Origin of the sequence: Streptomyces sp. NPDC049541, assembly GCF_044465725.1 — a bacterium.
In the GTDB taxonomy this organism is placed as follows: domain Bacteria; phylum Actinomycetota; class Actinomycetes; order Streptomycetales; family Streptomycetaceae; genus Streptomyces.
Genome location: NZ_JBITLY010000001.1, coordinates 909213 through 934205, shown reverse-complemented (window position 1 = coordinate 934205; position 24993 = coordinate 909213). Strand labels below are relative to the sequence as shown.

The following is a 24993-nucleotide window of genomic DNA, read 5'->3' as shown; positions in this document are numbered from 1 at the left end:
GTTCCCTTACTGCGTCAGGGGCGAGGGCGGGTCGCCGAGGTGCGCACCACGAGCGTGGGCGGGATGACGATGTGAGGTGTCTCCTCGGCCGCCGGGAGCCCCGCCTCGGGGGCGCCGACGATCTCGATCAGCGCGCCCACGGCACGTCGGCCGAGTTCGTCGAAATCCTGGTGGACGCTGGTCAGCGAGGGGCCGAAGTACTCGGTCTCCGGCATGTTGTCGAAACCGACGACGCTGATGTCCTCGGGCACTCCGCGCCCCGCTTGCTGGAGGGCCCGCAGCAGGCCGAGGGCCATGTGGTCGTTGGCGCAGAACACCGCCGTGACCTCCGGGTCGGCGGCGATCCGCCGGCCGAGCTCGTATCCGGTGCGAGCCGTCCAGTCGGCGCAGGCCAGCGGTTCCGTCACCGCAACGCCCCGCTTCTCCAGGGTCCTGCGCCATCCGGTCTCGCGCTCCTGGGCGTCGAGCCAGGAACGCGGTCCGACCAGGTGGTGCACCGTGCGATGGCCGAGGTCGAGCAGGTAGTTGGTGGCGAGTTCGGCACCCGTTTCGTTGTCCACGGCGACCGAGGCGAGTTCGGTGTGGGTGCCGCAGCCGACCGCGACCAGGGGCACGTCCGGCGGTACGTTCGCCAGTGCCGCGACCGCGGTGGTCTGCGGCGCGATCACGATGATGCCCTCCACGCCCTGCCCCCGAAGCCGCTCGACGGCGTCCAGTACCGAACGCCGGTCGAGAGCGCCCACGGCGGCCACGGTGACGAAGTACTCGTGCTGTCTGGCCGCCTGTTCGATGCCGTAGAGCATGCAGGCCGGGCCGTACAGCGTGGTGTTGAAGCTGATCACACCCAGGGTGCGGGTGCGGCGGGTCGCCAGGGTGCGGGCGGCGGCGTTGGGGCGGTAGCCGAGTTCGCGGACCGCGGCGAGCACCCGGTCCCGGGTGGTGGACCGTACGTTCGGGTGGTCGTGGAGCACCCGCGAGACGGTCTGGTGCGAGACGCCCGCGAGCCGGGCCACGTCCGCCATCACCGGTGCGCGTTCCGCGTCCACGCTCCACCCCCTTCGTTGCTGCCATTGTTTCCGATGTTTCCGATCGGCTGCTCCTCCGAGTGGGGTCGACTCGCTGTGGAGGAATTGTTAGCGCGCACAATCTGCCGGGGTCAAGGCTCCGGACGGCTCGCGCTCGGCACAGCAACAGAACCCCAGAGACGTAAGGGCCCCGCGAACAGCGCATTCACCCTCAGGAAGAGCTCCATCGGGCCAGAAAACACATCGGAACGACCGGAGTTCACACCTACTGTTTCCACTCTCTTGACCGTGCAACAGTGTTGACCGGCTGTTCATCCCGGCGTAAAAAGACGGAGTCGCAAGACCGGGCGATCACCCCCACCGCCCGAGAACACCATGTGCGCCCCACCCCGGCGGAGCCCGGAACACCTGTCTGACCTGCAAAGCAGCCCGCACTCCGGCCGCCTCCCCTTCCCCCGTCCCCCAAAGAGCTCCAGGTGAGCGGCGGCATACGACAGCCTCGATTGTTAGCGCCCACAATCCACGCTCCTGTGACGCGGCCCGGCGAAGAATGCAATACGAAAGAGGTTCACAGTGACAGCCAGACGCCTGACAGCTTTCAACAACGGCACCGCGACGCAGCTCGGGTCGGCGCTGGGCAACACCTGCCAGCAGGGGGACATCGCCCCCTGACCCGACGACCCGCTCGCCGCTGGTCCGCCGGCCTGTCCCTGCGGCGGACCGGCGGCCTGTCCTGCGGACCGGCGGCCTGTCCTGCGGCGCGGTCGATGGGCGGGCTTGCGTCCAACGGGCGGGCTGACGTCCGGCTGAATCCGGACGTCCAACTGCCTCCGGACGCGGTCGAAACCGCGCCGAGGAAGGGCCCCACCTCGCGCCACCTCAGCCCACCTCCCGCCCGTCCTCCCCTCCCCGGCCACGCCCCCACGCAGTTGTCCCTGTCCCGATGAATCCGTCTCGCAAAGGAACTCCCGCATGCCTTCACCAGCCGGACTCCCCCGCAGAACCGTTCTGACAGCCCTCGGCGCCGCCTCGCTGGCCGGGACCTTCGCCGCCGCCGCTCCGGCCCGGGCCGTCGAGCGCGCGGCCACGGACGCCGGCGCCTCGGACCTCCCCGCCGCGGCCGCGCACTGGACCTTCGACGAGGGCTCCGGCACCTCCGCCGCCGACGCCTCCGGCAACGGTCACGCCGCGACCCTCCAGGGCGCGGCCGGCTGGGACACCGGCAAGGTCGGCGCCCACAGCCTGAGCCTCACGGCCGGCGGCAACGCGACCGCCTCCGGGCCGGCCCTCGACACCTCCAAGGCGTTCTCGGTGGCCGCCTGGGTCAACCTCAGCCAGCTGGGCGGCTACCAGACCGCCGTCAGCATCGACGGCAAGGTCGTCAGCGCCTTCTACCTGGGCCTGCGCGACGACACCGGCACCTTCGCCTTCGCCCGGCTCGCCTCGGACGCCACCCAGGGCGCCGCCGTTGCGGCCGCCGCCTCCGCCCCCGCCACCGGCACCTGGACCCACCTGGTCGGTGTGAGCGACCCCTCGGCCGGCGTCACCCGCCTCTACGTCAACGGTGTGCTGGAGGGCCAGGCCGACTACGCGGCGGGCTGGGCCGGCACCGGCGACACCGCGATCGGCCGGGCGCTCTACGGCGGCGGGCACGTCGACCAGTGGCACGGCCTGATCGACGACGTCTGGATGTTCCCGACCGCCCTCACCTCCGACCAGGTCGCGACGCTGGCGGGGGTACCGGTGGAGACCACGACCCCGCTGCTGAGCGTGGACGTCGCACACCCCGCCCACGCCGTGTCCCCCATCCTCCCCGGTCTGATGTTCGAGGACATCAACCACTCCGGCGAGGGCGGCATCTACGCCGAACTGGTCCAGAACCGCTCGATGATGGCCAGCGACACCGCGCCCGTGCACTGGTCCGCCGTCGGCGGCACGACCCTCGCGCTCGACACCACCACGCCCCTCAACGACGTACTCACCCGTTCCCTCAAGGTCGTACTGCCGAGTGGTACCGGAGCCGGCAACCGTGCCGGAGTGGCCAACGACGGCTTCTGGGGCATACCCGTACGCCCCCGAACCACCTACACGGCCCGCCTCTTCGCCAAGGCGTCGCGCCGGATCGGTCCCCTCACGGTGGCCCTAGAGTCGGCGGACGGCGCGACGGTGTACGCGTCCGCTCGTGTGCCCCACATCGGCACGGCGTTTCCCGACCGCCCCTTCGAACTGACCCTGCGCACCGGTTCGGGCGCGCCCGTGACCGGCGACGCGAGGCTGACCGTCACCACGGCCGACCCCACCGCCGCGGGCGAGACGCTGTGGCTCCAGCACGTCTCCCTCTTCCCGCCCACCTACAACAACCGCCCCAACGGCCTGCGGATCGACCTGATGGAGAAGCTGGTCGCCCTGAAGCCGAAGTTCCTGCGCTTCCCCGGCGGAAACTTCCTGGAGGGCAACACGATCGCGACCCGCTTCAACTGGAAGAACACCATCGGCCCGGTCTGGGAGCGCCCCGGCCACATGGACGACGCCTGGGGCTACTGGTCCACGGACGGCCTCGGTCTCCTCGAATACCTGGAGTGGGTCGAGGACCTGCACGCCCAGCCGGTCCTGGCCGTCTTCGCCGGCTACGCACTGCAGGGCGAACACGTCACCGGCGACGCGCTCAAGCCGTACATCCAGGACGCCCTCGACGAGATCGAGTACATCACCGGCCCCGTGACCAGCACCTGGGGCGCCAAGCGTGCGGCCGACGGCCACCCGAAGCCGTTCCCGCTGGAGTTCGTGGAGATCGGCAACGAGGACTGGTTCGACTCCTCGGGCTCCTACGACGCCCGGTTCACGGCCTTCCACGACGCGATCAAGGCGAAGTACCCGCACCTGAAGCTGATCGCCACGACGACGGTGACGAGCCGCACGCCGGACCTGATCGACGAGCACTACTACCTCGCACCGTCCGCCGCCCAGTCGGCCACCCACAAGTACGACAACCGGGACCGCGCTTCGACGAAGGTCTTCGTCGGGGAATGGGCCGCGCAGGAGGGCCGCCCCACCCCCGACCTCAACGCCGCCCTGGGCGACGCCGCGTGGCTGGCCGGCCTGATCCGCAACTCGGACCAGGTTCTGATGGAGTGCTACGCCCCGCTCTTCTCCCACGTCAAGAACAACGTGTGGGCCACCAACCTGATCGCCTACGACAACCTCACCAGCTACGTCTCGCCCAGCTACTGGGCCCAGCACATGCTGACGAGCAAGCTCGGCACCACGGTGCTCCCGGCCACCGCACGCGCGCTGCCCGCAGTCGCCACCGTCGCCACGCGCGCCGGGAACCGTCTCTACCTCGCGGTGGTCAACTCCGGGACGGAGAAGGTGGATGTGCCGGTCGAGCTGAAGGGGCTGGGGAAGGGCGTCAGGAAAAACGCCAAGGCAACCGTCCTGACGGGCCCTTCACGCACCACGACCAACACGCTGACATCCCCCGACACCCTCGTGCCGACTACCACCACGGTCACGGGCGCCGCGGCGACCTTCACCAGCACCGTACCGGCGCTCTCCGTGACGGTCCTGGAACTGACCCTGACCTGATACCGCGCGGACGTCTTACGCGTATGCCGGTCAGCGCCCCGGCCACCCTTCCAGCACGCGGGTGCCCGGGGCGCAGCTCTCACTGAGTTCGCCGAATGCGGCCGCGGGCAGCCTCCGGGCGGATCCGCGGCGGCTGTGGTCGAGCAGTTCGGATGCGGCGAGCAGCCACTCTGGCAGGGGCGCCACGCCAATGAAGCCGGCGAGACGGGTCAGCTCCTCCTCTGTACGCTCCAGGAGGTTCTCGTAAGAAAGCGTGCTGCGCTGCTCGGCGGGCAACTCACCGAGGAACCGCGTGCCCTCGGTGACGAGCTCCGACCACAGCGCGCCGAACGTCCGCAGAGGGATGTCCCGGTCGCGTACGAGGGCGGGATCGAAGCGCTCGTCGAGCAGCGGGGCCAGATCCGCGGGCAGCGCACGCACGTGCTCGGGCGTCAGGTCACCCAGGCTGTCGACGCAGGCTTGTGCCTTGATCTCGAGCAGCAGTGAGATCGTGCGGTATCCCGGATGGCGGCTCATGGACAGCGCACAGTCCGGCCCGTCCCGGAACATGTGCACGAACCTCGCGTCCGGAAACGCGGCCCGCAGCCCCGGCGCCCAGCCGGTCGAGTACCCGGACCGCTCCACGACCGCGGTCCGCCCGAACCGCGCACACAGCAGACCGAACAGCGCCCGGTGGTGCTCGGCGGCACCCCGTTCGGGCCAGCGAACCACCGCTGCCCCGATTTCGTCGAGAAGCCCGTCCGGATCGTCCGTGAGGTGGGGCAGCACCATGAGGGCGAGCGCGGGAATCCCGGTGGCCGCCGCCGTGTACCTCCCGGTCCGACGCGTGTAGAGAAACTCCGGCAACGGCAGCCCACTGCGGATCATCCGCTGGAAGTGCGGGGCGGGCCGGAAGAGCGCCTGCCAGAACTCCTCACCGCTCAACTCCCCTTTGGGAAAGGCCGCGTCACCCACCGATGCCATGAACTCGTTGAGGCTGAGTACGTCCGGGTGGGCGTTGAGGATGCGCGACAGCGCGGTGGAGCCGCTGCGGCCGGTGCCGATGACGAAGGTCAAGGAGCGCATGGTCACCTTCCGCATGGTCCGCCGGTCGTCGGGGGTCGTACACGTGTGTGCGTGCCGTCCAACTTGGTAACGGCGCCACTTTACGGGGCGTCGGGGGCCCGCCCGCCGGGCTTTCACGGCTGCCGCGACCTCGCGCGGGCTGGAGATCATGGTCAGGTGGCGGGCTCGGGGATGAGGGTCGGGGGCGGCGCGCTGATGCGCCGGGCGGGCGGGCTGGTCGGCCACACACCAACGGCGTGCTCGTCCAGGCTTGGAGCAGGAACCACTGGGGGTTCGTCACCTGGGCAGCGCCTCACCCGCCCGAGACGTTTGGCTACCGAAGGGCACGGGCTGAATCAGCGATGATCTGGACTTACTGCGAGCAGTGGAACAACCTCACCGAGGGGCCCATGAACTCACTGACGCCCGAGCAAGCTCAGGCCAGGCATGCGTCCGGCGAGCTGTACACCGCTGTCGCATCCGCCCATAAGCACTCCACCCCGGCGCTACGCGTGGAAATGCGACTGGAGACCGGTTACGCCTCAGTCATTTTCATGGACGAGCACGGACGCGACTCTCTCGACTACACCTTCACCCTCATCGATGGCTCCCTTTTTCTGGAGACAGCAACCTCGTACGACTACGGCGGTTCGGAGGAGCGAGGTGGATACGCGGACGCGGAGCGCACGGAGTCCTACGAGTTCACGACTGAGGGCATCATTCGGCGCATTGCAGAGGTCGACGGCGAGGAATCCAGGGAAAGCCGCCACGGCATTGACGTCTCCGGCAACTGGGAGTCCGTGCCCAATTTCGGAGCCTACGACACTTTGATCCGACGCGACCGCGCCTGACGTATCGGCAGCGGAGCTACGCGTTCGTCGAGCACCGAAGACGAGCCCAGTCACCCGGGAGGGGCACCGGCCGCCCTGCACCCCACACGTTCTTTCACGGCCCCTCATGAACTAGATCACGCCACTTCGCCACCTTCTGCGTTGCGCCTGCAACGTGTGGCACGAGAGGATGTTCGACGAGCTGTGAGGCGTGCGTGATACACCATCACGTCGCGACGGTCATGCAGCAACAGCACACAACACACTTACGGGGGTGGGTTGATGAAGTTCGACATGGGGTCGACGACCCTGTCGGAGCTCGGCAAGAGCACCGCCGGTTCCAGCGAGGACCTGGGCGCGCTGATCCGACTGCTGATCCAGGCGGCTGAACCGCTCGAGGGGAAGTTCAACGGGGCGGGCAAGGCCGCGTTCGACGCGTTCAAGGCGCATGCCGACGAGATCACCAACGAGTTGAACGGCTCACTCGGCGCCATCCTGGGCGGCCAGTCCGGCATGGACACCGCATTCGGTACCGGTGACGTGGAACTGGGCGACAACGCCCAGCAGAACATGAGCGCTGCCAACTTCGACGCGGCCCGCTTCGGCGCACGCTGAGTCGTAGCCGACAACCGTCAAGTCGCCTCATCCGTCACCAACTTCAGGGGGACACTCGATCATGGCCCAGAATCAGGACCGGCGCTCCTACGACACCGGCGCCTCCGCCGAGGTCCAGGGCGGCCTCGCCGGCGTCATCAGCCAGCTGGAGCGCGTACTGGCCGACCGCGACCGCGTCGTCAAGGCCGCTATGGCCGACTTCACCGCGGACGGCGTCGCCGACGAGTACCACGGCAAGGAAATCCGCTGGCACCGCGCGGCCAGCGAGGTCCGCGAGATCATCCGGCTGGTCCGCTCGACGCTGGAACAGAACGACGGTACCGCCCAGTCGACCCTGGCCAAGGCCAAGGCGGCCGTCGACAACATCGGCTGACGCAGCGGAAGGCGCACGGCGGGCAGGTGCCCGGCAGGTACGGGGACGAGGGGGAATGTCGTGACGGGATGGGACATCCATCCGGCAGGCGTATACGGCGTGCTGTCCAAGACGGCGACCGCGGCGAAGGACATGTCGGACGCGGGCTCGGCGATGCAGGGCAGCCTCGAGGAAGCCGCCTCCGCGGCAGGGACGCTGACCAGCCAGTACGGCCCGTACACCAGCACGGTCGGGCTGGTCGGTTCGGCACTGGCCCAGTTCGCGGAGCACTGGAGCCGGGATCTCCGCTACATCGCCGAGCGGACGTCGAAGTCCCTGAACGGAGCGGACGAGGCCACCCGCCACTACATGGCCGGCTCCCTGGAGCAGGCGGCGAACGCCCAACAGGCGGCGGCCAAGGAGCCGAAGGTGGACATGCCCGGCAAGGGTGAGACGGGCAGTCGCACGGAGGGCCAATAGCGGTGGGCGACGAGGCGAAGCTCATAGACCCGTCCGGGATCCCGCACTTCATCGGCGACCTGGCCACGCTCGATACCGATGTGATGCTGCTGACCGCGGACGCGGGCCAGTTCCGGGCGTCCGGCTCGGACGTGCACACCGAGTTCCAGGGCCTGTCCGCGTTCTATTCGGCGCCGGAGGCGGAGCAGCTGTTCGCCACCACGCTGCCGGTGAAGCAGAAGTCGGACGCGTTCGCCGACGACCTCGAGAAGGTCGCCACGGCCCTGTCGGACTACAGCTTCGAAGTGCAGCCGCTGGTACAGAAGCTGGACGCGCTCAAGGCCGACGCGACCGCGTTCGTGAACTCGGTGACCGGGGACGACGACTGGCGCAAGGACCAGGACAAGGTCGACCACAACAACGACCTGTGGCACGACGTCAACCACACGGTCGCCGCCTTCCAGGCCGCCGAACGCACCGCCTACAACAAGATCATGGCCTTGATCGGCGGAGCCGGCCTGACCGCAGACGACGGCTCCCACGGCAAGAACACATACGGTTACAACGCCGCCGATCTCGACCACGCCAAGGAAACCCCCTGGGGAGCGCCGGTCGAGCGGGAGTACGAAGGCTGGTCCTGGCTGGTCCACCAGACCGGACAGGTGTGGGACGGCGTCTGGCACGACGGTGTCATCGGCACCATCCACGGCCTGGGCACCCTGTTCGGCTCGGACGGCTGGGGCGCGGCCGGCGAGGCCTGGAAGAACCTCGCCAAGCTGGGCACGGCCACCTCCCTCACCAGCGCGACGCTGGGCGCCTGGTGGCTGATCCCGGACGACCAACTGCCCTCGTGGCTCCGCGAGTCGCGCAAGGTCCACACCCAGGCGGTGAAAGGTTTCCTCGCCTACGACCAGTGGAAGACCAACCCGGCCCGCGCGGCCGGCGCATTCGGCTTCAACGTCCTGACCGTGGCCGGCACCGAGGGCATCGGCAGCGCGGCAAGCGGGGCGGGCAAGGCCGGTGCTGCGGCCCGTACCCTCTCGGTGGTCGGCAAGGTCGGCCGGGCCATCGACCCGATGACGTACATCGGCAAGGTGGGCAAGTTCGCCTTCGTCAAGGTCGGCGACACGTTCAGCACGCTGAAGAATCTCCACACCGGCACGTACCTGGACATGGCTAACGTCGCCGACAGGTACACGCCCGCCGAACACCCGCTGCCGGTCGGGGAACGCCCGGCCTCCGTGCCCGACAACGCCATCGAGTACGTCGATGCCAAGGGCAACCCGGTCTACCTCACGAGCGACGGCCACGTCCTCAATGCCGACGGCACTCTGCGGCAACACGTCACCGATGCCAAGGTCGAGGCGTCGACCGCCGATCGCACCACCGAAGAGTCCACACCGCGCTCAGCGGCTGCTGGCACCCGAGAGCCTGAACTTGTCGGCGCACACGCGGCGACGAATTCCGTCGGTGACGCAAGTAGGGGTGGCGACCACACCGTCGGCGGCAACGCACGAGATCTCGGGAACGGTGCATCTACCGGGGAGCGCCCGGTTACTGGCGCCAGCGGCGCTTCACACGGTTCTGGAAACGGCCCCGTAGCGGGCCGCGGCGTGTCCGGCACCGGCCCAGAGCATGACCAGTCGAATGACGGCGCCGCGCACTCAACAGGACCCGATGAGCACAACTCGGACCGTACGCATGGTGACGGCGCCCAAGGCGAGCGACAGCGGGAGCTGACTCCTGCTGAGCGTAAGGCCATCCAGGACGAGCATGTCCGGAGGGCCAACGAAGATCCCGAGTGGCGCAAGGACCACTACGACATCCTCGGACGCAGGAAGCCCAACATCGGGCTGGTGGACGGAGTCGAACTCCCTCAGCTCGCGAAGGATTCTCACGGGCATTGGGTCGCCAAGCACAACTTGCCGAGCGGTCCGTCCGAAGTCCGGTTCGGCTCGAAGCCGCTCCCGCGAGGTACTGCGCCCGACAAGGTCCTGCCGACTCTCGACAGGCGGGCTGCGGAACGTCAGGCCTATCGGGACCTCATGAATGCGCAGAGAGCGTTTGATGGGACGCCCTCCGCAGCGAACCACGAGGCCCTTACCGCTGCTCAAGAGACGTACGCCAAACAGCTTGGTGACGTGCCACCCAACAGTAAGATTTCCGAGAACCTGGGTGAGGACGCCTCCAGGCTCCATGCGATTCCGCACGAGTTTCCGGGTGCCGAGGCCATCGAGCTTCCCAAGACAGCCAACGGCGCCAACATGTTCGACGGGGCATACAGGCTCAAGGACGACGGAATCCTGATAGCCGAGGACAAGGCCCCAGGGAACGACCTCGACTGGCGACAGGGGCGCGCCGATCCTGAGGACCCCACGAATCCGCATCTCGGCGACGATGGCGGCGCAGCGGGCATGAGGGTGAAGCAAGGCACTCTTCTGTACCTGCGAACCATCATGGCCGAGATGACGAAACGTGGCGGCCGTGACGCCGAGCTTGCGCGTGAGTTCCGGAACGCACTGAAGGCAGGGAAGTTGAGATACGTCCTGGTCAAGGCCCAGGAGCCCAACGGCTCCCTTTATGATGGTGCCATAGTGGAAGAACTGAAGATCTACTGAGAGGAAGGGGGGTACGTGGTCATCCGCATTCCCCGCCATGACTTCATGGTGGACAACGTGGACGAAGCCATGGCGCCGATCATCCAGAGCACCATAGAGGCGCTCTCGGAACTCGAGACCTCAGAGTTCGACCGTTTCGACGCTCTGGATTACGCGCTGACCGTCGCAAAGTGGACCTGTCTGACGGATCCTGCGGCAGGGGAATTCCCGACGTGGGAAGCGTGGGTGACTGCGATGCAGGTAGGCTCGGGGCTGTTCATCTCAGGAGCTGCTGCGGAAGGCCCCGTTCCGTGCCGTATCGGGAGCAAAGGTGAGATCAAGAACCTCCCCGCGACGGGCCCCCAGGAGTACCTGCACGCGGGCAGTTGGCTCACCTCGTACTACCTGGCCGTGATCTGCCGCGACAACGAGCGCCTTGACCAACTGGCGCGTATTCCCACCTCGTTCCTCCGCGCTTCCGGGGTGGAGTTCGACGAGTACATCTATGCGTGGGTGGAGACGCTGCAGAACGCCTGGTTCGGCCGCCAGGAGACCTGGGACACGCTGGTCACCGCCATCAACGGTACGGACCCAGCGGCGCCCCACATCGCCAGTGCCGAACTCATGCTCAAGATCCTCTACCCGCCGCTGGAGATCTTCCATCGCTATCAGCGGCAAGAGCCGGAGCCGTTCAACGCCGCCCTGGCAGACGCGGTCACCTGGCACCGCGAGTACTGGACTGGCGATGCCGCACGGCCCAAGAGCAGCGAGGGACTAGTAGCTTTGGGCCCACTGGCCATCGCCTGCATGGCCTTCGACGCAGACATCCCTGTCGAAGTCGAGTCCGAGTACCTGCCCAAGCATCTTTTGGAGCGGACGTGGGTCGGCGCATTCCCCACCTGATAGGCCGGAGATCTCCCTGCCTCGGAGGCTGGCACATCCCCATGGAGGATGTGGTGGCAATGGGCAGGAAGCGGTGATCTCCATCCAGGCCGTCACGCCACCAACAATTCGGAATTGAGCCATGCCAGCCCAGGACTACGACAGCCAACTCCTCGAGTCGGTCTCCGTCCGGCGGCGTCGGCTCCGCGATGCCGTGCTGTTCGGCGGGCAGCGGCAGCGGCGCACCGTGGACGAGCGGCTGGGCAAGGTGTTTGCGGGTGTGGTGATCGCTGCGGTGTTGTGTGCCGGGTGTGTGGGGTGGTCGTTCGTTTCGCATCGGGTTCTGGGCAAGGCCTCGAGCCCGTATGGGACTTCGACTACGGCACCGTCCTCACCGTCCGCCGAAACACCCACCGGTGCGCCTTCCGCCCGGTGATAAGTTCGAACGCGTGATATCTACGGGGGCATCGAGCCGTGCGGGGCTCGCGTTGAGCCGGGTCACTCTGGTGGGTGAGCGACGGCGGGTCGATCTTGTACTGCCGTCGCAGGAGCCGATCGGGCGGCTGCTTCCCGAGGTGATGCGGCTGCTGGACGATCGGGTGGGTACGCGGCCGCAAACACGTCATCTGGTGGCGGGCGACGGCAGTGTCCTGGATCCGGACGCCACCTTGGAGTCCGCGGCTGTGGCGGACGGTGCGGTGTTGCGGCTCGTGCGTGTCGAGGACGCGCCGTCCGCTCCCGTCGTCCATGACGTGACCGATGAGGCCGCCGACGATCTCGACGGCCGGGCCTGGCGGTGGCGGCCCGCCGCGCGACGCGTCGTCGCCGGGAGCGCGACGGTCGGGTGGGCGCTGGCCGCCTCCCTCCTCGCACGGCAGGCGTTCGCCGCGCAGACCGTGGGTGCCGTGCTGCTCGTTATCGCCGGGCTCGCCGCGGCCGCGGGTGCCGCGTTCGGCCGGCCCGGACTGCGCGGGCTCGCCGGCACACTCGTCGTCGCCGGTGGCGCCCTGGGAGTGTTCGGGGTGTGGAGTCTGGCCGATGCCCAGGGCTGGTCGGGCGCGGTGCGGCTGGCGGGTGTCGCCGGGGTGGTGGCCATTGCGTTGTTGCTGCTCGGATGGTGCTCGCCGCTCGGACGCGGCGGTGTCTTCGGGGCTGCTGCGGTCGTTGGGGGCGCGCTGTGCTGGGAGGGGGCGCTCGCCTTCCAGTCGGCCGGACGGGCCGCGGCGTTGCTCGCCGTCGTGTCGGTGGTCGTACTGGGACTGCTGCCTCGGTTCGCATTGATGGCGTCCGGGCTCTCGGGGCTCGACGACCGGCGCTCGGGCGGTGCGTCGGTGAGCCGCTATCAGGTGTCGACGGCGCTCGCGGCCACGCACCGCGGGCTCGCCCTCGCGACGATCGTGACGGCCGTATCCGCCGCTGTCGCCGGGGCGCTCGTGCTCCGTACGACCACGGTGTGGACGGTGCTGCTCGCGCTGGCCGTCGCGCTGGTGCTCGCGTTGCGGGCGCGGGCGTATCCGCTGGTCCCTGAGGTCGTCGCACTGCTCGTGGCGGCCGCGGTGGTGGCGGTTCGGCTGGCCTGGGTGTGGCTGGAGCACTCCGGCGCGACCGGGCCGCTCGCGGCGCTGGTGGTGCTGGCGGTCCTCCCGCTGGCCGTGCTCGTGGTGCAGCCGCCCGAGCATGTGCGGGTGCGGCTGCGCCGGTTCGGCGACGTACTCGAGTCGGTCGGAGTGATCGCGCTGTTCCCCCTGGTGATCGGTGCCTTCGGGGTGTACGGGCGGCTGCTCGGCACCTTCGCGTGAGCGTGAGGCGGCAGCGATGACCAGCGCTCAGGGCAGCGGTTGGCAGGACGAGGTGCTGCGCGAACTGCGAGGCAGCGCACCGGCGTCGGCCGCTCCGGAAACCGCGGCCACCGCGAACGGCGCCATGGAACCCGATGGCTATGAGCGCGGTACGCCGAGCCAGATGGACGCGGAAGGCGCCAAGGCTCCGCTCCCGGTCCGTCACCCCGACGAACAGCGCCCCAACCCGTGGCAGCCGTCTCCCCTGCACACCGACTCGGCTGCAACCCCCGGTGACCTGCCGCGGCATCCACCCGTGCAGCCGACCCGGCCGGTCGAGCAGCTCCCCCAGCCCGTGTCTCAGCCTCCTCCCCTCACTCCCCACACCGCGCCGAACCGCGACGCCACCGCTCCGCCCGGGCCTGCACAGCCGGGTCCCTCCGCCACCGATCCGCAACGCCAGCTCCCCCTGCCCAGCTCCACCGCTCCGCATATGTACGCGCCCCAGCCCGGCCCCCGCCCAACGCCCCAAGAACATGGCACCCCGGCCGCCCACCCCGCCGAGCCCTCCGCAGCCCCGCCAGCGCCGAGTGCCAGGCCGGTCGTCCATCACCGCCACGGCACCCCCGCCCTCCCCTTCCCCACCCCCGAATCCCTCCCCACCATCGACCCCCGCCTCGCACTCGCGCTCGGCAAACCGTCGCACGGTGACTCCATGGCGCGCCGGACCGCAGGGACCATCCGACGGCTGACCTCATCGGCCTCCCAGGAGGTCGCCGAGGAGACCCGGATCGGCCGGGAGCTGCAGCAGCCGGTCACCACGGGCCGGGTGATCGCCGTGACGTCGATCCGGGGTGGCGTAGGCAAGACGACGGTTGCCGCGCTGCTCGCCCGTACGTTCAACCACTACCGGCACGATCCGGTGCTCGCCCTGGAGGCGGACGCCGCGCTCGGCACACTGCCGGTCCGACTGGGCGCCGAGTCGGTGCGCTGGTCGTGCACCGAACTCGCCCACATCCTCACTCCCCAGATGCAACTCACCGACATCACCGGGTACTTGGTGCCGGTCACAGACGGCGGCTGGCTGCTGCCCGCCGGCCAGGGACGCCTCGGCCCCCCACTGGACATCCGCACCTACCGCACGGTGACGCTGGCGCTGCGCCGCTACTTCTCCGTCACGGTCGTGGACTGCGAGACACTGCCCGGTGAAGTGGCCCGTACGGCGATGGACACCGCACACGCCCGCGTGGTCGTCGCCCCCCTCACCGCCGAGGGCGTCGGCGGCACACGCATCGTCCTCGACTGGCTCGCCCAACTGCCGCACGACGCCCTCGCGTCCACCGTCGTCGCCCTCACCTCGGCCGCCCCCGACCTGAATCTCGACCTGAAGACGGCCACAGCGCATCTGCGCGAAACAGGGGTCACCATCGTGCACCTGCCTTACGACCGGCATCTCGCGGCCGGCGGACCCATCCGTACGCAGCTGCTCGGCTCGGGCACGCGCCGCGCGGCCACGCAGCTCGCGGCCCAGGCTCTGCAGCGGGCGGTGCGGGTTCGATGACGCAACACCTGATCCACCGCCCGGCCCGGGCCACCCGCCCGCTGCCTCCTGCCGAGGCGCGCACCATCGAGCCGCCGCCGAACCTTCCCGAAGGAAAGATGGGCACCGCGGCCACGGCATTGCTGCCGATGGCCGGTGTCATGTCGTCCGTGGTGATGATGACCGTCATCCGCTCCAGCCAGTTCGCGGGCCTCGGCGCGGTCGTGCTCGTCATCGCGCTGCTCGGGGCGGTGGCGCTGTTCTTGTCGCAGCGCGGTAAGGCACAGCGGCAGCGGCGGGTGCAGCGCGAACGGTATCTGGAGTATCTGGAGGAACTGCGCGAGGAGTTGGGCGCGGCCGAGCGCGTACGGCGGCAGGCCGCCCGGGGGTTGAATCCTCCGCCGTCGGCCCTGTACGACCTGGTGCGCGATCCGGCGCGGCTGTGGGAACGGCGCCGTACGGACGCCGACTTCCTTCGGGTGCGTATAGGCGTGGGTGACGTACCGGTGCAGGACGTGGTGGTCGGGCAGAACTCGGCGAGCGGGGTGCTGACACCGCCGGACCCGTTCATGCTGAACGAGGCACGGGCGCTGCAGGCCCGGTTCGCGACCACCACCGACCATCCGCTGACGGTGCCGCTGGACCGCGCGGGCAACGTGAGCGTCATCGGCGACCGCGAGGGCGTCCTGCGCGTCGCCCGGGCACTGCTCGTACAGGCCGCCGTCACGCACGCGCCCGACGACGTCGCGCTTGCGCTGGGCGTGCCCGGGGAGCACATGGCGGAGTGGGAGTGGGCGAAGTGGCTGCCGCACGTCCTGCATCCGGACGAGCTGGACGGGCCGGTGGCCGCCAGGCGCATCGCGCCCGATCTCGCCCAGTTGGCGCGGGTCGTCGCCGGCGACCTGAAGAAGCGTTCCTCTTACGCCGCCGAGGTGCGCCGCGGCCTGTCCGACCGCGCCGCGCTGAGTCTCGGCAGCCGGTTGCTCGTCGTAAGCGACGACTACGGCCACAACGCGGCCGAACTGCCTCGCCCGGACACGACCGTTGCCCTCGGTGACATGGGCGTGACCGTTGTGCACCTGCTCGCCGAGCAGGTTCACGAGCCCGATCAGGTCGCCGTGCGGATCACCGTCGACGGGGATCGGGTCACGGTCGATGACCTGCGGGGCGAACACGTCGTACGAGTCTCGGGCGTCCTGGATCCGGTGAGCGCCGCCGGCGGCGAAGGGCTGGCCCGGATGCTGGCGCCCCTGCGTCTGTCCCCCGAGTCGGCCGCCGACGGCACCCCGGTGTCCGGCCCGGTCGACTTCCCCCAACTGCTCGGCATCGACGATCCGGCCGCACTGGACCTGGCCCGGCAGTGGGCGCCGCGTAGTGAGCGTGACTTCCTGCGGGTGCCGATCGGGCTCGACGACCGCCACGAGCCCGTGCTGCTCGACCTGAAGGAGTCGTCCGAACTGGGCATGGGACCCCACGGGTTGTGCGTGGGCGCGACCGGCTCGGGAAAGAGCGAGCTGCTGCGCAGTCTGGTGCTCGCGCTGGTGATGACGCATCCGCCCGAGGCTCTGGCGATGGTGCTCGTCGACTACAAGGGCGGCGCCACCTTCGCCCCGTTCACGGGCCTGCCGCACGTGGCGGGCGTCATCACCAACCTGGAGAACCAGGCCGGTCTCGTCGAGCGCGTGCACACCTCTCTGGCCGGTGAGATCAAACGCCGTCAGCAGGTGCTCAAGGATGCGGGGAACATCGCCGACGTCGGGCACCACCGGGCGCTGCGCGCCACCGCCCGCCCGGACCTCGAACCGCTCCCGCACCTGTTCGTCGTGATCGACGAGTTCGGCGAACTGATCACCGCCAAGCCGGACTTCATCGACCTGTTCCTCTCCATCGGCCGCATCGGCCGCTCCATCGGCGTCCATCTGCTGCTGTCCAGCCAGCGCATCGAGGGCGGCAAGCTGAAGGGCCTGGAGACCTACCTGTCGTACCGGCTTGGACTGCGCACCTTCTCGGCGGACGAGTCGCGTACGGTCCTGGAGACCACCGACGCCTTCAACCTGCCCCCGCTGCCGGGCTTCGGCTATCTCAAGGTCGACACGTCCACGTACACACGGTTCAAGGCCGGCTATGTCTCCGGCGCCTACCGCGGGCCGGTGCAACGCGATGCGGTCGCCGACGACGAGCCGCTGGCCTGGCCGTATCCGCCGTACAACACACTGGAGACGCCGACCGGGGCGGCGGGTGACGAGACCGTGATCACGCCACGCGAGCGGGACAGCGGACCCACCGTGCTGTCCACCGTGGTGGACCAGCTCGCGGGCGCGGCCGGACCGGTGCGACGGATCTGGCTGCCGCCGCTGCCCGACGCGGTGACGCTGACGGGGGCGGCCGGTCCCGTGCAGGCATCGGCGGACGGACTACAACTCACCCGCGCAGAGGGCCCGTTGCGAATTCCGCTCGGAGTCCTGGACGACCCCGCGCGGCAGTGGCAGGGCCGGTGGGTGCACGACCTGAACACCGCGGGCGGACACACGGCCGTCATCGGCGGCCCGCAGTCCGGCAAGACAACCCTGCTGCGTACCCTGGCCCTGTCCCTCGCCGTGACCCACACACCGCACGACATCGCGCTCTACGGCCTCGACCTGGTCGGCGGCGGTCTGAGCGCGCTGTCCGGCCTGCCTCATGTCGGCGGGATCGCCGGGCGAGCCGATCACGAGCGCGCCGCCCGCACAGTAGCGGAGGTGCGCACCATGCTCGCCGAACGCGAGGCCCTCTTCCGTGAACACGGCATCGACTCCGTCGATCAGCTGCGCACCCTGCGCGCGAAGGGCGAGCTGCCCGAACTCGGCTCCACGGACGTCGTTCTGCTCATCGACGGATTCGGCGCACTGCGCGACGAGTTCGCCGACTTGGACGACGCCGTCGCCGACCTCCTCAAACGCGGCAGCGGCTACGGCATCCACGTCGTCGCGGGCATGCTCCGCTGGAACGACGTCCGCATCGCCACCCAGTCGATGTTCGGCAGCCGTATCGAGCTGCGCCTCAACGACCCCGCCGACTCCTCAGTCGACCGCAAACTCTCCGAGACCCTGTCCGCCGACACCCCGGGCCGCGCCCTCACCGACGGCAAGCTGTTCGCGCACGTCGCCCTCCCCCGCCTCGACGCGCTCGCCCAGGCCACGGACCTGGGACCGGCCCTGGAGGACGCCGTACGCTCGGTGCGCGCCACCTGGCACGGCGAACAGGCCGCTCCCGTACGCGTGTTGCCCACCCGGCTACCCGCGCAGCGCCTGCCCTCCACCGCCGAGGTACCGCGCGCGATCCCGATCGGCGTCGACCAGGAGGTCCTGTCCCCCGCCGTCCTCGACCTGTTCGGCACCGACCAGCACCTGCTCGTCCTGGGCGACAACGAGTGCGGCAAGACCAACCTCCTCAAGCTCATCTCCCGCGCGCTCGTGGACCGATACGCCGACGACGAGCTCGTCTTCGGCATCTTCGACCCGCGGCGCGGCCTGCGCGGCGTGATCCCGGAGCCGTACCGCGGCGGCTACGCACACAACGCGAAGCTGTCCGCCGCCCTCGCCACCGGCATCGCGACCGAACTGGAGAAACGGCTCCCGGAGAGCGCCGACCCGGACACGATGAACGACGAACCGGCCTTCACCGGTCCCCGGATCGTGATCCTCATCGACGACTACGACATCCTCACCACCGCCGGCCAGCAGCCCCTCGACCCGTTCCTTCCGTACATCTCCTCGGCCCAGGACATCGGACTGCACTTCGTGGTCGCCCGCCGCGTCGCGGGCGCCTCGCGCGCGCTCTACGAGCCGTTCCTGACGACCCTGCGCGAGACCGGCGCCACGGCCCTCGTGATGACGGGCGACCGCACGGAGGGCCAGCTCTTTCCTGGCCTGTACGCCTCCGCCCAGCCGCCCGGCCGGGGCACCCTGGTCCGCCGCGGCCGCCGCCACCAGCTGATCCAGACCGCCCTCGCGCCCGAGACCGACCCCGTGGAGAACCCGGCGTGACCAAGGACGTCATCGCGCTCACCCCGAAGATGCCCGACACCCGCTCGCTCCTGGCCGGCCTGCACGCCGGCGGCCCCGAGCTGAGCCTGACGGCCACCGACGACGGCGCGGTCCTGCAACTGTGCACGCCAGGCCGGCGCCCGCTGGTCTCGGTCGAGGCACCGGTCCTCGTCCATGTCCCTGGCGAGGCGGAACGCCTCCTCGACTTTCAGGTGACCGCGCCCGACGTGCCGTTCTGGTGGACCGAGACCCGAGCCTCCACGGCCGTACCCGAGGCGGAACCCCTAGCGGGATCAGTCTGCGGACGCCTCACCATGCTGCTCGGCGGAACCAGTTGGCCGCCCGGCGCGGCACACACGGCGCACGTCCCGATCCCGGACGACTCGACGGGCGACCAGCCGCAGACACCTGCCTCGGCACTCCCCATCGTCGACGTCCTGACCGACTCGACGGCGGTCGTCCTGGCCGACCGCCCACTCGTCCCTCTGACAGCCTGGCTGTCGGACATCCTCCGCACCACCGCACAGACGAACCGTGCCTTCCACCTGGTCACGCCATCTCACGTCCGCCTCACCCTGCCGCTGCGTACGGCCCTGGGCGGCGCACCCAACCGCTGGGTGATCCAGAACCCGGCGGGCGGCTACTACGACGGCCTCTCCGGCGTACGACTCGCGTGGCGGGACGGCACGTTCGCGCCGACCGACACCACCGTCGCCGATGCCTTCACGGCAGCGAGCACACCCGCTGATCAGCGGCAACTCACGGTTTCGTTCCGCACGGTGCACGCGCCCGAGACCGACCTCGTACTCGGCCGCGCACTGGAGGCAGCGTGGCGCCACCTCACCGGGACGGCACCCACCGGCTGGGGCACCGCGGAACCGGTCAACCTCCCCTGGCCCCCACGCCAGTTGACGGACCTGGCCCGCGACCGGTCCCCCGCCCCCACTCACGTCATCGCGATCGGCAACTCCGACCGCCCTGCCATCGCCACCCACCGCATCACCCGCACCACGGCGGGCGTCGCCGAGGACGCGACCCTGACGCTGGGCTACGCCACACCCGCCGAAGTCCCCCTATCCGCCTTGGAATCCCTCGCTGCCACGCTCGTCAGCTCACACGGCCTGACGACGATGCTCACCACGCTCCGCAACGGCCGAACCGACCTCACCCTGCCCGCACACCTGGAGGCGCCGCCCCTGCCGGTGTCCTTCACCCTGGGCCCGCGGGACGTGCGCGCGGTCGGCCTCACTCACGCGCGCCGCCCGCCTCTCGCCGCGAAGCCGCGGCAGCTCGGTTCTTCCAGCTATCCGGCGCTCCACTACCTGCTGGGCGACGGAAGCGATGCCGAAGCCTGGGCGGCACTTCAGACGCTGACCAGCCATCTCAAGAACAGCCCGGGTGTTGCCAGTTCGGCATAGCAGCCGATGCGCTGGCTTTTGTTGCGTGAACAACCCAACCTGGGGAACTGACGTTCGTTCGCCCCGAACAGTCCGTCACAATTGCGCCACACCGCCCACCCGGCACGTGCCGCGCATCCATGATCGCCCGCATGAACAGAACCCTCGCCACCGCCGCGCTCGCCACCGCCCTCCTCACGGGACTCACCGCATGCAGCAACGGCACGTCCAACAGCGGCTCGAGCTCGTCGCAGAAACCCAGTGCCACCGCGAGTAAGCCGGTCACCGCCGATGCTGCGTTTGCGTCCATCTCCAGCAAGGTCAGTTCCGCGAAGCTCTCCGGCACGGTCACGGCCGAGAACGACCCGAACCACCTCCTCGGCCGACCGAACCAGTACACGTCGAAGGTCACCTTCACGGACAGCAGGATCAAGGCGACCGACGTGACCGGTACGGAGAAAGGCGACGTCGAACGCGGCGGCGCCATCGAGGTGTTCAGCAGTCCGGCCGATGCGACAGCCCGCGCCAAGTACATCCAGGCAGTCACCAAGGCGATGCCCGCACTCACCGAGTACGACTACGTCAACGGCACGGTCGTCCTCCGCGTCTCGCACTACTTGACGCCCGCGCAGGCCGCCACGTACAAGGCCGCAGCCGCGCACCTCTCCTGAGGAGGGGCACGGTCGCCGTCTGACGCCTGTACGCCAGAAACGGGACCCAATCGGCAGAACCGGCGACAGAGGGCACGACTCACAGGAGACCCGCACCGGGGACGTCAATCCCTGGACTGGCTGCACGCGGCGCTCGGCGAGGGAAGACTCCGCATGAGCGAACCCTTCCCCATCCCCTCCACGTGATCGACTCGCTCGCCTAGGATGGCGAACACCATCTCAGCGGCCCGACGGGCTTCCTGATCCGCTTGCGCTGCGGACATTGGAGGACATGCCCCCACCCGCACGAGTCTTCTTCGTGCTGCCTGGGGGCATTTTCTTGCTGTTCCGTGAGTCCGCGGCGTCCGTGGCCGCCCGCCTCCTCGAAGGGTCGCTGGCGCTGCATCTGACCGAGAACTTCCGTCACCAGCACGGCCGGAGCCCCGCGCAGGCGGAGATACGGTCCTGGGAACGCAGCCTCCCCGCCCTCGTCAACGCGCTCATCGAGGCCGGGCTCGACGACGTCGAAGTCATCGTCGAGTACAGCCTGCCCCTCACCAGCAAGCGCGCGGATGCCGTGCTCGCCGGTGTACACCCGACAACCGGCCAGCCGTCGTACGTCGTTGTCGAACTCAAGCAGTGGAGCGCGGCCTACCCGGAGGAGGACGAGCCGCTGCTGTGCCGCATCGACGCATACGCGCAGCCCGTGCTCAACCCCATCGAGCAGGTGCGGGGCTACTGCGAATATCTGCTGTCCTTCAACGGGGCGTTGGAGCGGATGCCCGACTCGCTGGCCGGCGTGGCCTTCCTGCACAACGCGACCGAGTTCCAGATCGCGGGGTTGAGGAGCGTCGAGGAGAACCAGTACGGCCGGATGTACACCGGGGAACGGCGCGGCGCCTTCCTGGACTTCCTGCGCTCGCGACTCGCCGCCAAGCCCGGCGCACAGGTGGCCGACGTACTGCTCGACGCCAAGGTACGGCCGTCGAAGCAGCTGATGTCCGTCGCGGCGGCCGAGATCCGCGACCGCGAGCAGTTCGTGCTCATCGCCGAGCAGCGGGTCGCGTACGAGAAGGTGATGTCCGCCGTCCGCAAAGCCAAGCGCGGCAACCACAAGCAGGTGATCGTGGTCACCGGCGGTCCCGGATCCGGCAAGAGCGTGATCGCGTTGTCGGTCCTGGGTGAGCTGTACCGCCGCGGAGTACCCGCGCTGCACGCAACCGGGTCGCAGTCGTTCACAAAGACGATGCGCCGGGTGGCGGGGCACAAGAAACGTGAAGTGCAGCAGCTGTTCAAGTACTTCAACAGCTTCATGGACGCCGAGCCCAACGACCTCGACGTGCTGATCTGCGACGAGGCCCACCGGCTGCGGAAGACCTCCGCCAACCGCTACACCAAGGCGGCACTCCGTACTGGACGGCCCCAGGTGGCGGAACTCATCGACGCGGCCCGGGTCCCCGTCTTCCTGCTCGACCAGCATCAGGTCGTACGCCCCGGCGAGATGGGAACCAGGCAGGAGATCGAACGCGCCGCCGCGGCAGAGGGCCTGGACTGCGCAGTGGTCGAACTGGACGGCCAGTTCCGATGCGGCGGCAGCGACGCGTACGAGAAGTGGGTCGTCGACCTGCTCGGACTGGACGGCGGCACACCCACCCAGTGGGAGCCCGACGGCAAGCTGCAACTGCTCACCGCCGAGACCCCGCAGGAACTGGAGGACTTCCTCGTCGCGCGCCGGGAGGAGGGCTACGGCGCCCGCATGTCGGCCGGCTACTGCTGGAAGTGGACCACAAAGATCACCCCCGATATGACGTCACTGCCCACAGACGTCGTGATCGGCCAGTGGGCGCGCCCCTGGAACGTGTACGGCGACCGATCCGTGCTCGGCGCGCCACCCGCTCCCCTTTGGGCCACGGACCCGGCTGGTTTCACCCAGGTCGGCTGTGTCTACACCGCGCAGGGCTTCGAGTACGACTGGTCGGGCGTGATCATCGGCCCTGATCTGGTCTGGCGGACGGACCGCTGGGTCGTGGACCGCTCGGCTTCGAAGGACCCGTCCTTCACCAAGGCGACGCCGGACGACGACGTCGACCGGCTCATCCGCAACACGTACAAGGTGCTGCTGACGCGCGGGATGGTCGGGACGATTCTCTACTCGACGGACGCGGAGACCCGCGAGAAGCTGCGGTCGCTGATTCATCCGGCGTCGCGGGCGGAGGTGCCCCAGCTCGTGTAGTTCAGCGCGTGCGAGGGGTGGCCATCCTGTGCAGTCGGCGGTGGCGCCTGGTGGCCACTTCGCCGCGCGTGACGCCGTCCGGTGCCGATGCCGCCCTCATCTCAGCGGCGCGACATACGTTGAGGGCGACGACGCGACGCCCTTCGCCAAGGCCTTCGAACGCATCCGTGCGACGGCGCTTCCCGTGGAGGACTCGCTCGCGAGAATCGCCGAGCTGGAAGAGGGCCACCGGAAGTGAACGACCTGAGGGCTGAGCTGTACGCGTACGACCTCACCGAGGCGATATGGCGGAAGGCATCCGCCAGCGGCGCGGAACACGACTGCGTCGAGGTCGCAGAACTCCCCAGCGGCGCAAGAGCGGTCCGCGACTCCAAGAACCCCGGACGCGAACCCCTCCGCTTCACCGCCTCGGTGTGGGTTGCCTTCCGGGAGGGCGTTGACCTGTCGACGGCGCATCCCCGCGTCATCGACGCCACCGCGGTAGCTCAGGGTCCCCGGAGCCGTGCGCGCTGTTTCGAGTCGCAGGCATCCTGCCGCGGGAACTTCCGAAAAGCCGGGCCAGAACCCCAGCGGCAGACGAGTCGGGCTGTACGCCGGGTTCTGTCGCCCCGTGGCGATCATGCTCTGACCTGCCCATTTACGGGCATCCGGCGGCTGCTTCAGTTCTCTGGGACTTCTCAGGGACTTTCAGTCGAGGTCCGTGAACCACGCCTCGATGGCGGCCGTCTCCGCGCGCCGGCCTGCGGCATGAAGAGCGTGTACGTCCGGAGCGTGAACGCCGGGTCGGAGTGCCCCAGCCACTTCGCGAGCGAGACGATCGACGGACCGGGCTTCGAGCATCACCGAGGCGTGCCTGTGGCGCAGGATGTGGAATCCGTGCTCGCGGCTCGGCTCCCATTCTCACGGTGGCTTCTCGCCCGGCTGCCGCCCGGGCAACGGCGGAATGACTCCCCCTTCGGCGGGCGCGGGCTTCCAGGCCTTGGTGTGCCAGGTGGCGCGGTTGATCGCGCCGCGCCGCCCGGTGTAGACGGGCAGCCGGACCGTCACCTTGCGCGTGTCCTCGCGCGCGAGGTCGGACTCCTCGGGATCCAGCCACGGCAGGGCCACTTCGATCGGTTCGAATTGCTCCTGATGCGTGCGGATCCGCCTCGCGAGCGCATGAGGCAGAGGCGCGTCGCGTTCCTCGCCGCCCTTGGGCGGACCGAAGTACAGCTGCGTCCGGGTGGAACAACCGCCGATCGCCACCCGCCTCAGACAGGACATGCGCGTCACTCGTCGAGTCCGTGCCAACGGGCTCTGCGGCCCCGGATTACCCAGGCTGCGATCAGCTGGGGGAACTCCCAGTCCTCGTCCCTGTTGAATGGGTGTGGTTCGTAGTTCTCCTCGAGGGACTGCTCACTCAGTCGCCTTGGCTGGTCCGGCTCCTTCCGACACGTCTCGGCCACCGCACCACCACCGTGCCGGCTGCCCGGTCGTACTTGCTGTGGTGGTAGGTGCCCCGGTCCTTGACCATCTGCGCCAGCAGGATCGCGCCGACGAGTACGTTCAGCACCGGGATCGATAGGAAGGCTGCTCGGTCGAACTCCCGGGTGAACGTGTCCTTCCATGACGGCGGAACCGTCCCGTCAGACCAACGCCGGACCACTCGCAGCCCGAGGATCCGTTTGCCGACGGTAGTACCCCACCAGTGCACAAGAGGCAAGTGATACAGCAACCCACCGGCCGCGCAACCCACTGGTACGAGAACCAGCAGTGCGATGCCGTCACTTGCCGCCGCCGCGGCCATGAAGCCGAGGCACGCGAACACGGACGCGAGTACCGTGTCCACCAGGCGTGCCGCGATTCTGTGCCTGTTGGGAGCCAGCACCAGCACGGGGGTGCCAATCGCGCCCGCTACCGCATCGGTATCTCCGTCAGCGGCATATACGACCTGCGCCCACGCTGGCCGGGCCTCACGGTTCATCGCTGCTTCGCTGCTCAC

At 69.2% G+C, this 24993-nt stretch carries 18 protein-coding genes and 1 pseudogene; 15 read left to right on the top strand and 4 right to left on the bottom strand.

Features of this window, described 5'->3' with window-relative positions; all coding sequences use genetic code 11:
* Positions 1-14: 14 nt before the first annotated feature.
* Complete coding sequence (locus ACIBW9_RS04270; RefSeq protein WP_398952094.1) at positions 15-1022, bottom strand: substrate-binding domain-containing protein; 1008 nt, start codon at positions 1020-1022, stop codon at positions 15-17.
* A gap of 975 nt (positions 1023-1997) precedes the next feature.
* On the opposite strand from ACIBW9_RS04270, the gene ACIBW9_RS04265 reads away from it, so the two are divergent.
* Positions 1998-4610 (top strand): LamG-like jellyroll fold domain-containing protein, encoded by a 2613-nt coding sequence (locus ACIBW9_RS04265; protein ID WP_398951026.1) that lies wholly within the window; start codon positions 1998-2000, stop codon positions 4608-4610.
* A gap of 30 nt (positions 4611-4640) precedes the next feature.
* Here ACIBW9_RS04265 and ACIBW9_RS04260 read toward each other — a convergent pair whose 3' ends face one another.
* The gene (locus tag ACIBW9_RS04260) at positions 4641-5675 is read right to left on the bottom strand and encodes a sulfotransferase (RefSeq protein WP_398951024.1); all 1035 of its coding nucleotides are present in this window, start codon (positions 5673-5675) and stop codon (positions 4641-4643) included.
* A 236-nt stretch (positions 5676-5911) separates the two neighbouring features.
* Between ACIBW9_RS04260 and ACIBW9_RS04255 the strand changes: the two genes are divergently transcribed.
* From ACIBW9_RS04255 to ACIBW9_RS04190, 14 genes and pseudogenes are all read left to right on the top strand, one after another.
* Complete coding sequence (locus ACIBW9_RS04255) at positions 5912-6505, top strand: hypothetical protein (protein ID WP_398951022.1); 594 nt, start codon at positions 5912-5914, stop codon at positions 6503-6505.
* Between the two features lie 261 nt (positions 6506-6766).
* Complete coding sequence (locus ACIBW9_RS04250; protein WP_398951020.1) at positions 6767-7099, top strand: hypothetical protein; 333 nt, start codon at positions 6767-6769, stop codon at positions 7097-7099.
* Positions 7100-7160: 61 nt separating this feature from the next.
* The gene (locus ACIBW9_RS04245) at positions 7161-7472 is read left to right on the top strand and encodes a pore-forming ESAT-6 family protein (protein ID WP_398951018.1); all 312 of its coding nucleotides are present in this window, start codon (positions 7161-7163) and stop codon (positions 7470-7472) included.
* Positions 7473-7532: 60 nt separating this feature from the next.
* A complete protein-coding gene (locus ACIBW9_RS04240; protein ID WP_398951016.1) occupies positions 7533-7931 on the top strand; it encodes a DUF6507 family protein in 399 nt (132 codons plus the stop codon).
* Between the two features lie 2 nt (positions 7932-7933).
* Positions 7934-10528 carry a hypothetical protein gene (locus tag ACIBW9_RS04235; protein WP_398951013.1) on the top strand — a complete coding sequence of 865 codons (2595 nt, stop codon included), beginning with the start codon at positions 7934-7936 and terminating at the stop codon, positions 10526-10528.
* A 15-nt stretch (positions 10529-10543) separates the two neighbouring features.
* Positions 10544-11410, top strand: coding sequence for an immunity 49 family protein (locus ACIBW9_RS04230; RefSeq protein ID WP_398951011.1), 867 nt, complete (start codon positions 10544-10546; stop codon positions 11408-11410).
* Positions 11411-11531: 121 nt separating this feature from the next.
* Positions 11532-11825 carry a hypothetical protein gene (locus ACIBW9_RS04225; RefSeq protein WP_398951009.1) on the top strand — a complete coding sequence of 98 codons (294 nt, stop codon included), beginning with the start codon at positions 11532-11534 and terminating at the stop codon, positions 11823-11825.
* Between the two features lie 13 nt (positions 11826-11838).
* The gene (locus ACIBW9_RS04220) at positions 11839-13188 is read left to right on the top strand and encodes an EsaB/YukD family protein (RefSeq protein WP_398951006.1); all 1350 of its coding nucleotides are present in this window, start codon (positions 11839-11841) and stop codon (positions 13186-13188) included.
* A gap of 16 nt (positions 13189-13204) precedes the next feature.
* The gene (locus ACIBW9_RS04215; RefSeq protein WP_398951004.1) at positions 13205-14728 is read left to right on the top strand and encodes a hypothetical protein; all 1524 of its coding nucleotides are present in this window, start codon (positions 13205-13207) and stop codon (positions 14726-14728) included.
* Complete coding sequence (gene eccCa / locus ACIBW9_RS04210; RefSeq protein ID WP_398951002.1) at positions 14725-18732, top strand: type VII secretion protein EccCa; 4008 nt, start codon at positions 14725-14727, stop codon at positions 18730-18732. The genes ACIBW9_RS04215 and eccCa overlap by 4 nt, the downstream gene beginning before the upstream one ends.
* Positions 18729-20150, top strand: coding sequence for a DUF6177 family protein (locus ACIBW9_RS04205; RefSeq protein ID WP_398951000.1), 1422 nt, complete (start codon positions 18729-18731; stop codon positions 20148-20150). The genes eccCa and ACIBW9_RS04205 overlap by 4 nt, the downstream gene beginning before the upstream one ends.
* Positions 20151-20281: 131 nt before the next feature.
* Entirely contained in the window at positions 20282-20800 is a 519-nt protein-coding gene (locus ACIBW9_RS04200) for a hypothetical protein (RefSeq protein WP_398950998.1), read from the top strand.
* A gap of 271 nt (positions 20801-21071) precedes the next feature.
* Positions 21072-23012: a DNA/RNA helicase domain-containing protein gene (locus tag ACIBW9_RS04195; protein WP_398950996.1), complete on the top strand. Its 1941-nt coding sequence runs from the start codon at positions 21072-21074 to the stop codon at positions 23010-23012.
* A 234-nt stretch (positions 23013-23246) separates the two neighbouring features.
* Positions 23247-23438: pseudogene (locus tag ACIBW9_RS04190) on the top strand (DUF397 domain-containing protein); the annotation flags it as partial.
* Between the two features lie 474 nt (positions 23439-23912).
* Here ACIBW9_RS04190 and ACIBW9_RS04185 read toward each other — a convergent pair.
* Both ACIBW9_RS04185 and ACIBW9_RS04180 read right to left on the bottom strand, forming a co-directional pair.
* On the bottom strand, positions 23913-24284 hold the full coding sequence (locus ACIBW9_RS04185) for a hypothetical protein (protein ID WP_398952145.1): 372 nt from the start codon (positions 24282-24284) through the stop codon (positions 23913-23915).
* A gap of 127 nt (positions 24285-24411) precedes the next feature.
* A complete protein-coding gene (locus ACIBW9_RS04180) occupies positions 24412-24993 on the bottom strand; it encodes an RDD family protein (RefSeq protein ID WP_398950994.1) in 582 nt (193 codons plus the stop codon).

Coding starts and splice junctions, on each gene's coding strand:
- ACIBW9_RS04270 (WP_398952094.1), bottom strand. CDS start 1,022: ATGGCGGACGTGGCCCGGCTCGCGGGCGTCTCGCACCAGACCGTCTCG.
- ACIBW9_RS04265 (WP_398951026.1), top strand. CDS start 1,998: ATGCCTTCACCAGCCGGACTCCCCCGCAGAACCGTTCTGACAGCCCTC.
- ACIBW9_RS04260 (WP_398951024.1), bottom strand. CDS start 5,675: ATGCGCTCCTTGACCTTCGTCATCGGCACCGGCCGCAGCGGCTCCACC.
- ACIBW9_RS04250 (WP_398951020.1), top strand. CDS start 6,767: ATGAAGTTCGACATGGGGTCGACGACCCTGTCGGAGCTCGGCAAGAGC.
- ACIBW9_RS04245 (WP_398951018.1), top strand. CDS start 7,161: ATGGCCCAGAATCAGGACCGGCGCTCCTACGACACCGGCGCCTCCGCC.
- ACIBW9_RS04225 (WP_398951009.1), top strand. CDS start 11,532: ATGCCAGCCCAGGACTACGACAGCCAACTCCTCGAGTCGGTCTCCGTC.
- ACIBW9_RS04215 (WP_398951004.1), top strand. CDS start 13,205: ATGACCAGCGCTCAGGGCAGCGGTTGGCAGGACGAGGTGCTGCGCGAA.
- eccCa (WP_398951002.1), top strand. CDS start 14,725: ATGACGCAACACCTGATCCACCGCCCGGCCCGGGCCACCCGCCCGCTG.
- ACIBW9_RS04200 (WP_398950998.1), top strand. CDS start 20,282: ATGAACAGAACCCTCGCCACCGCCGCGCTCGCCACCGCCCTCCTCACG.
- ACIBW9_RS04195 (WP_398950996.1), top strand. CDS start 21,072: ATGCCCCCACCCGCACGAGTCTTCTTCGTGCTGCCTGGGGGCATTTTC.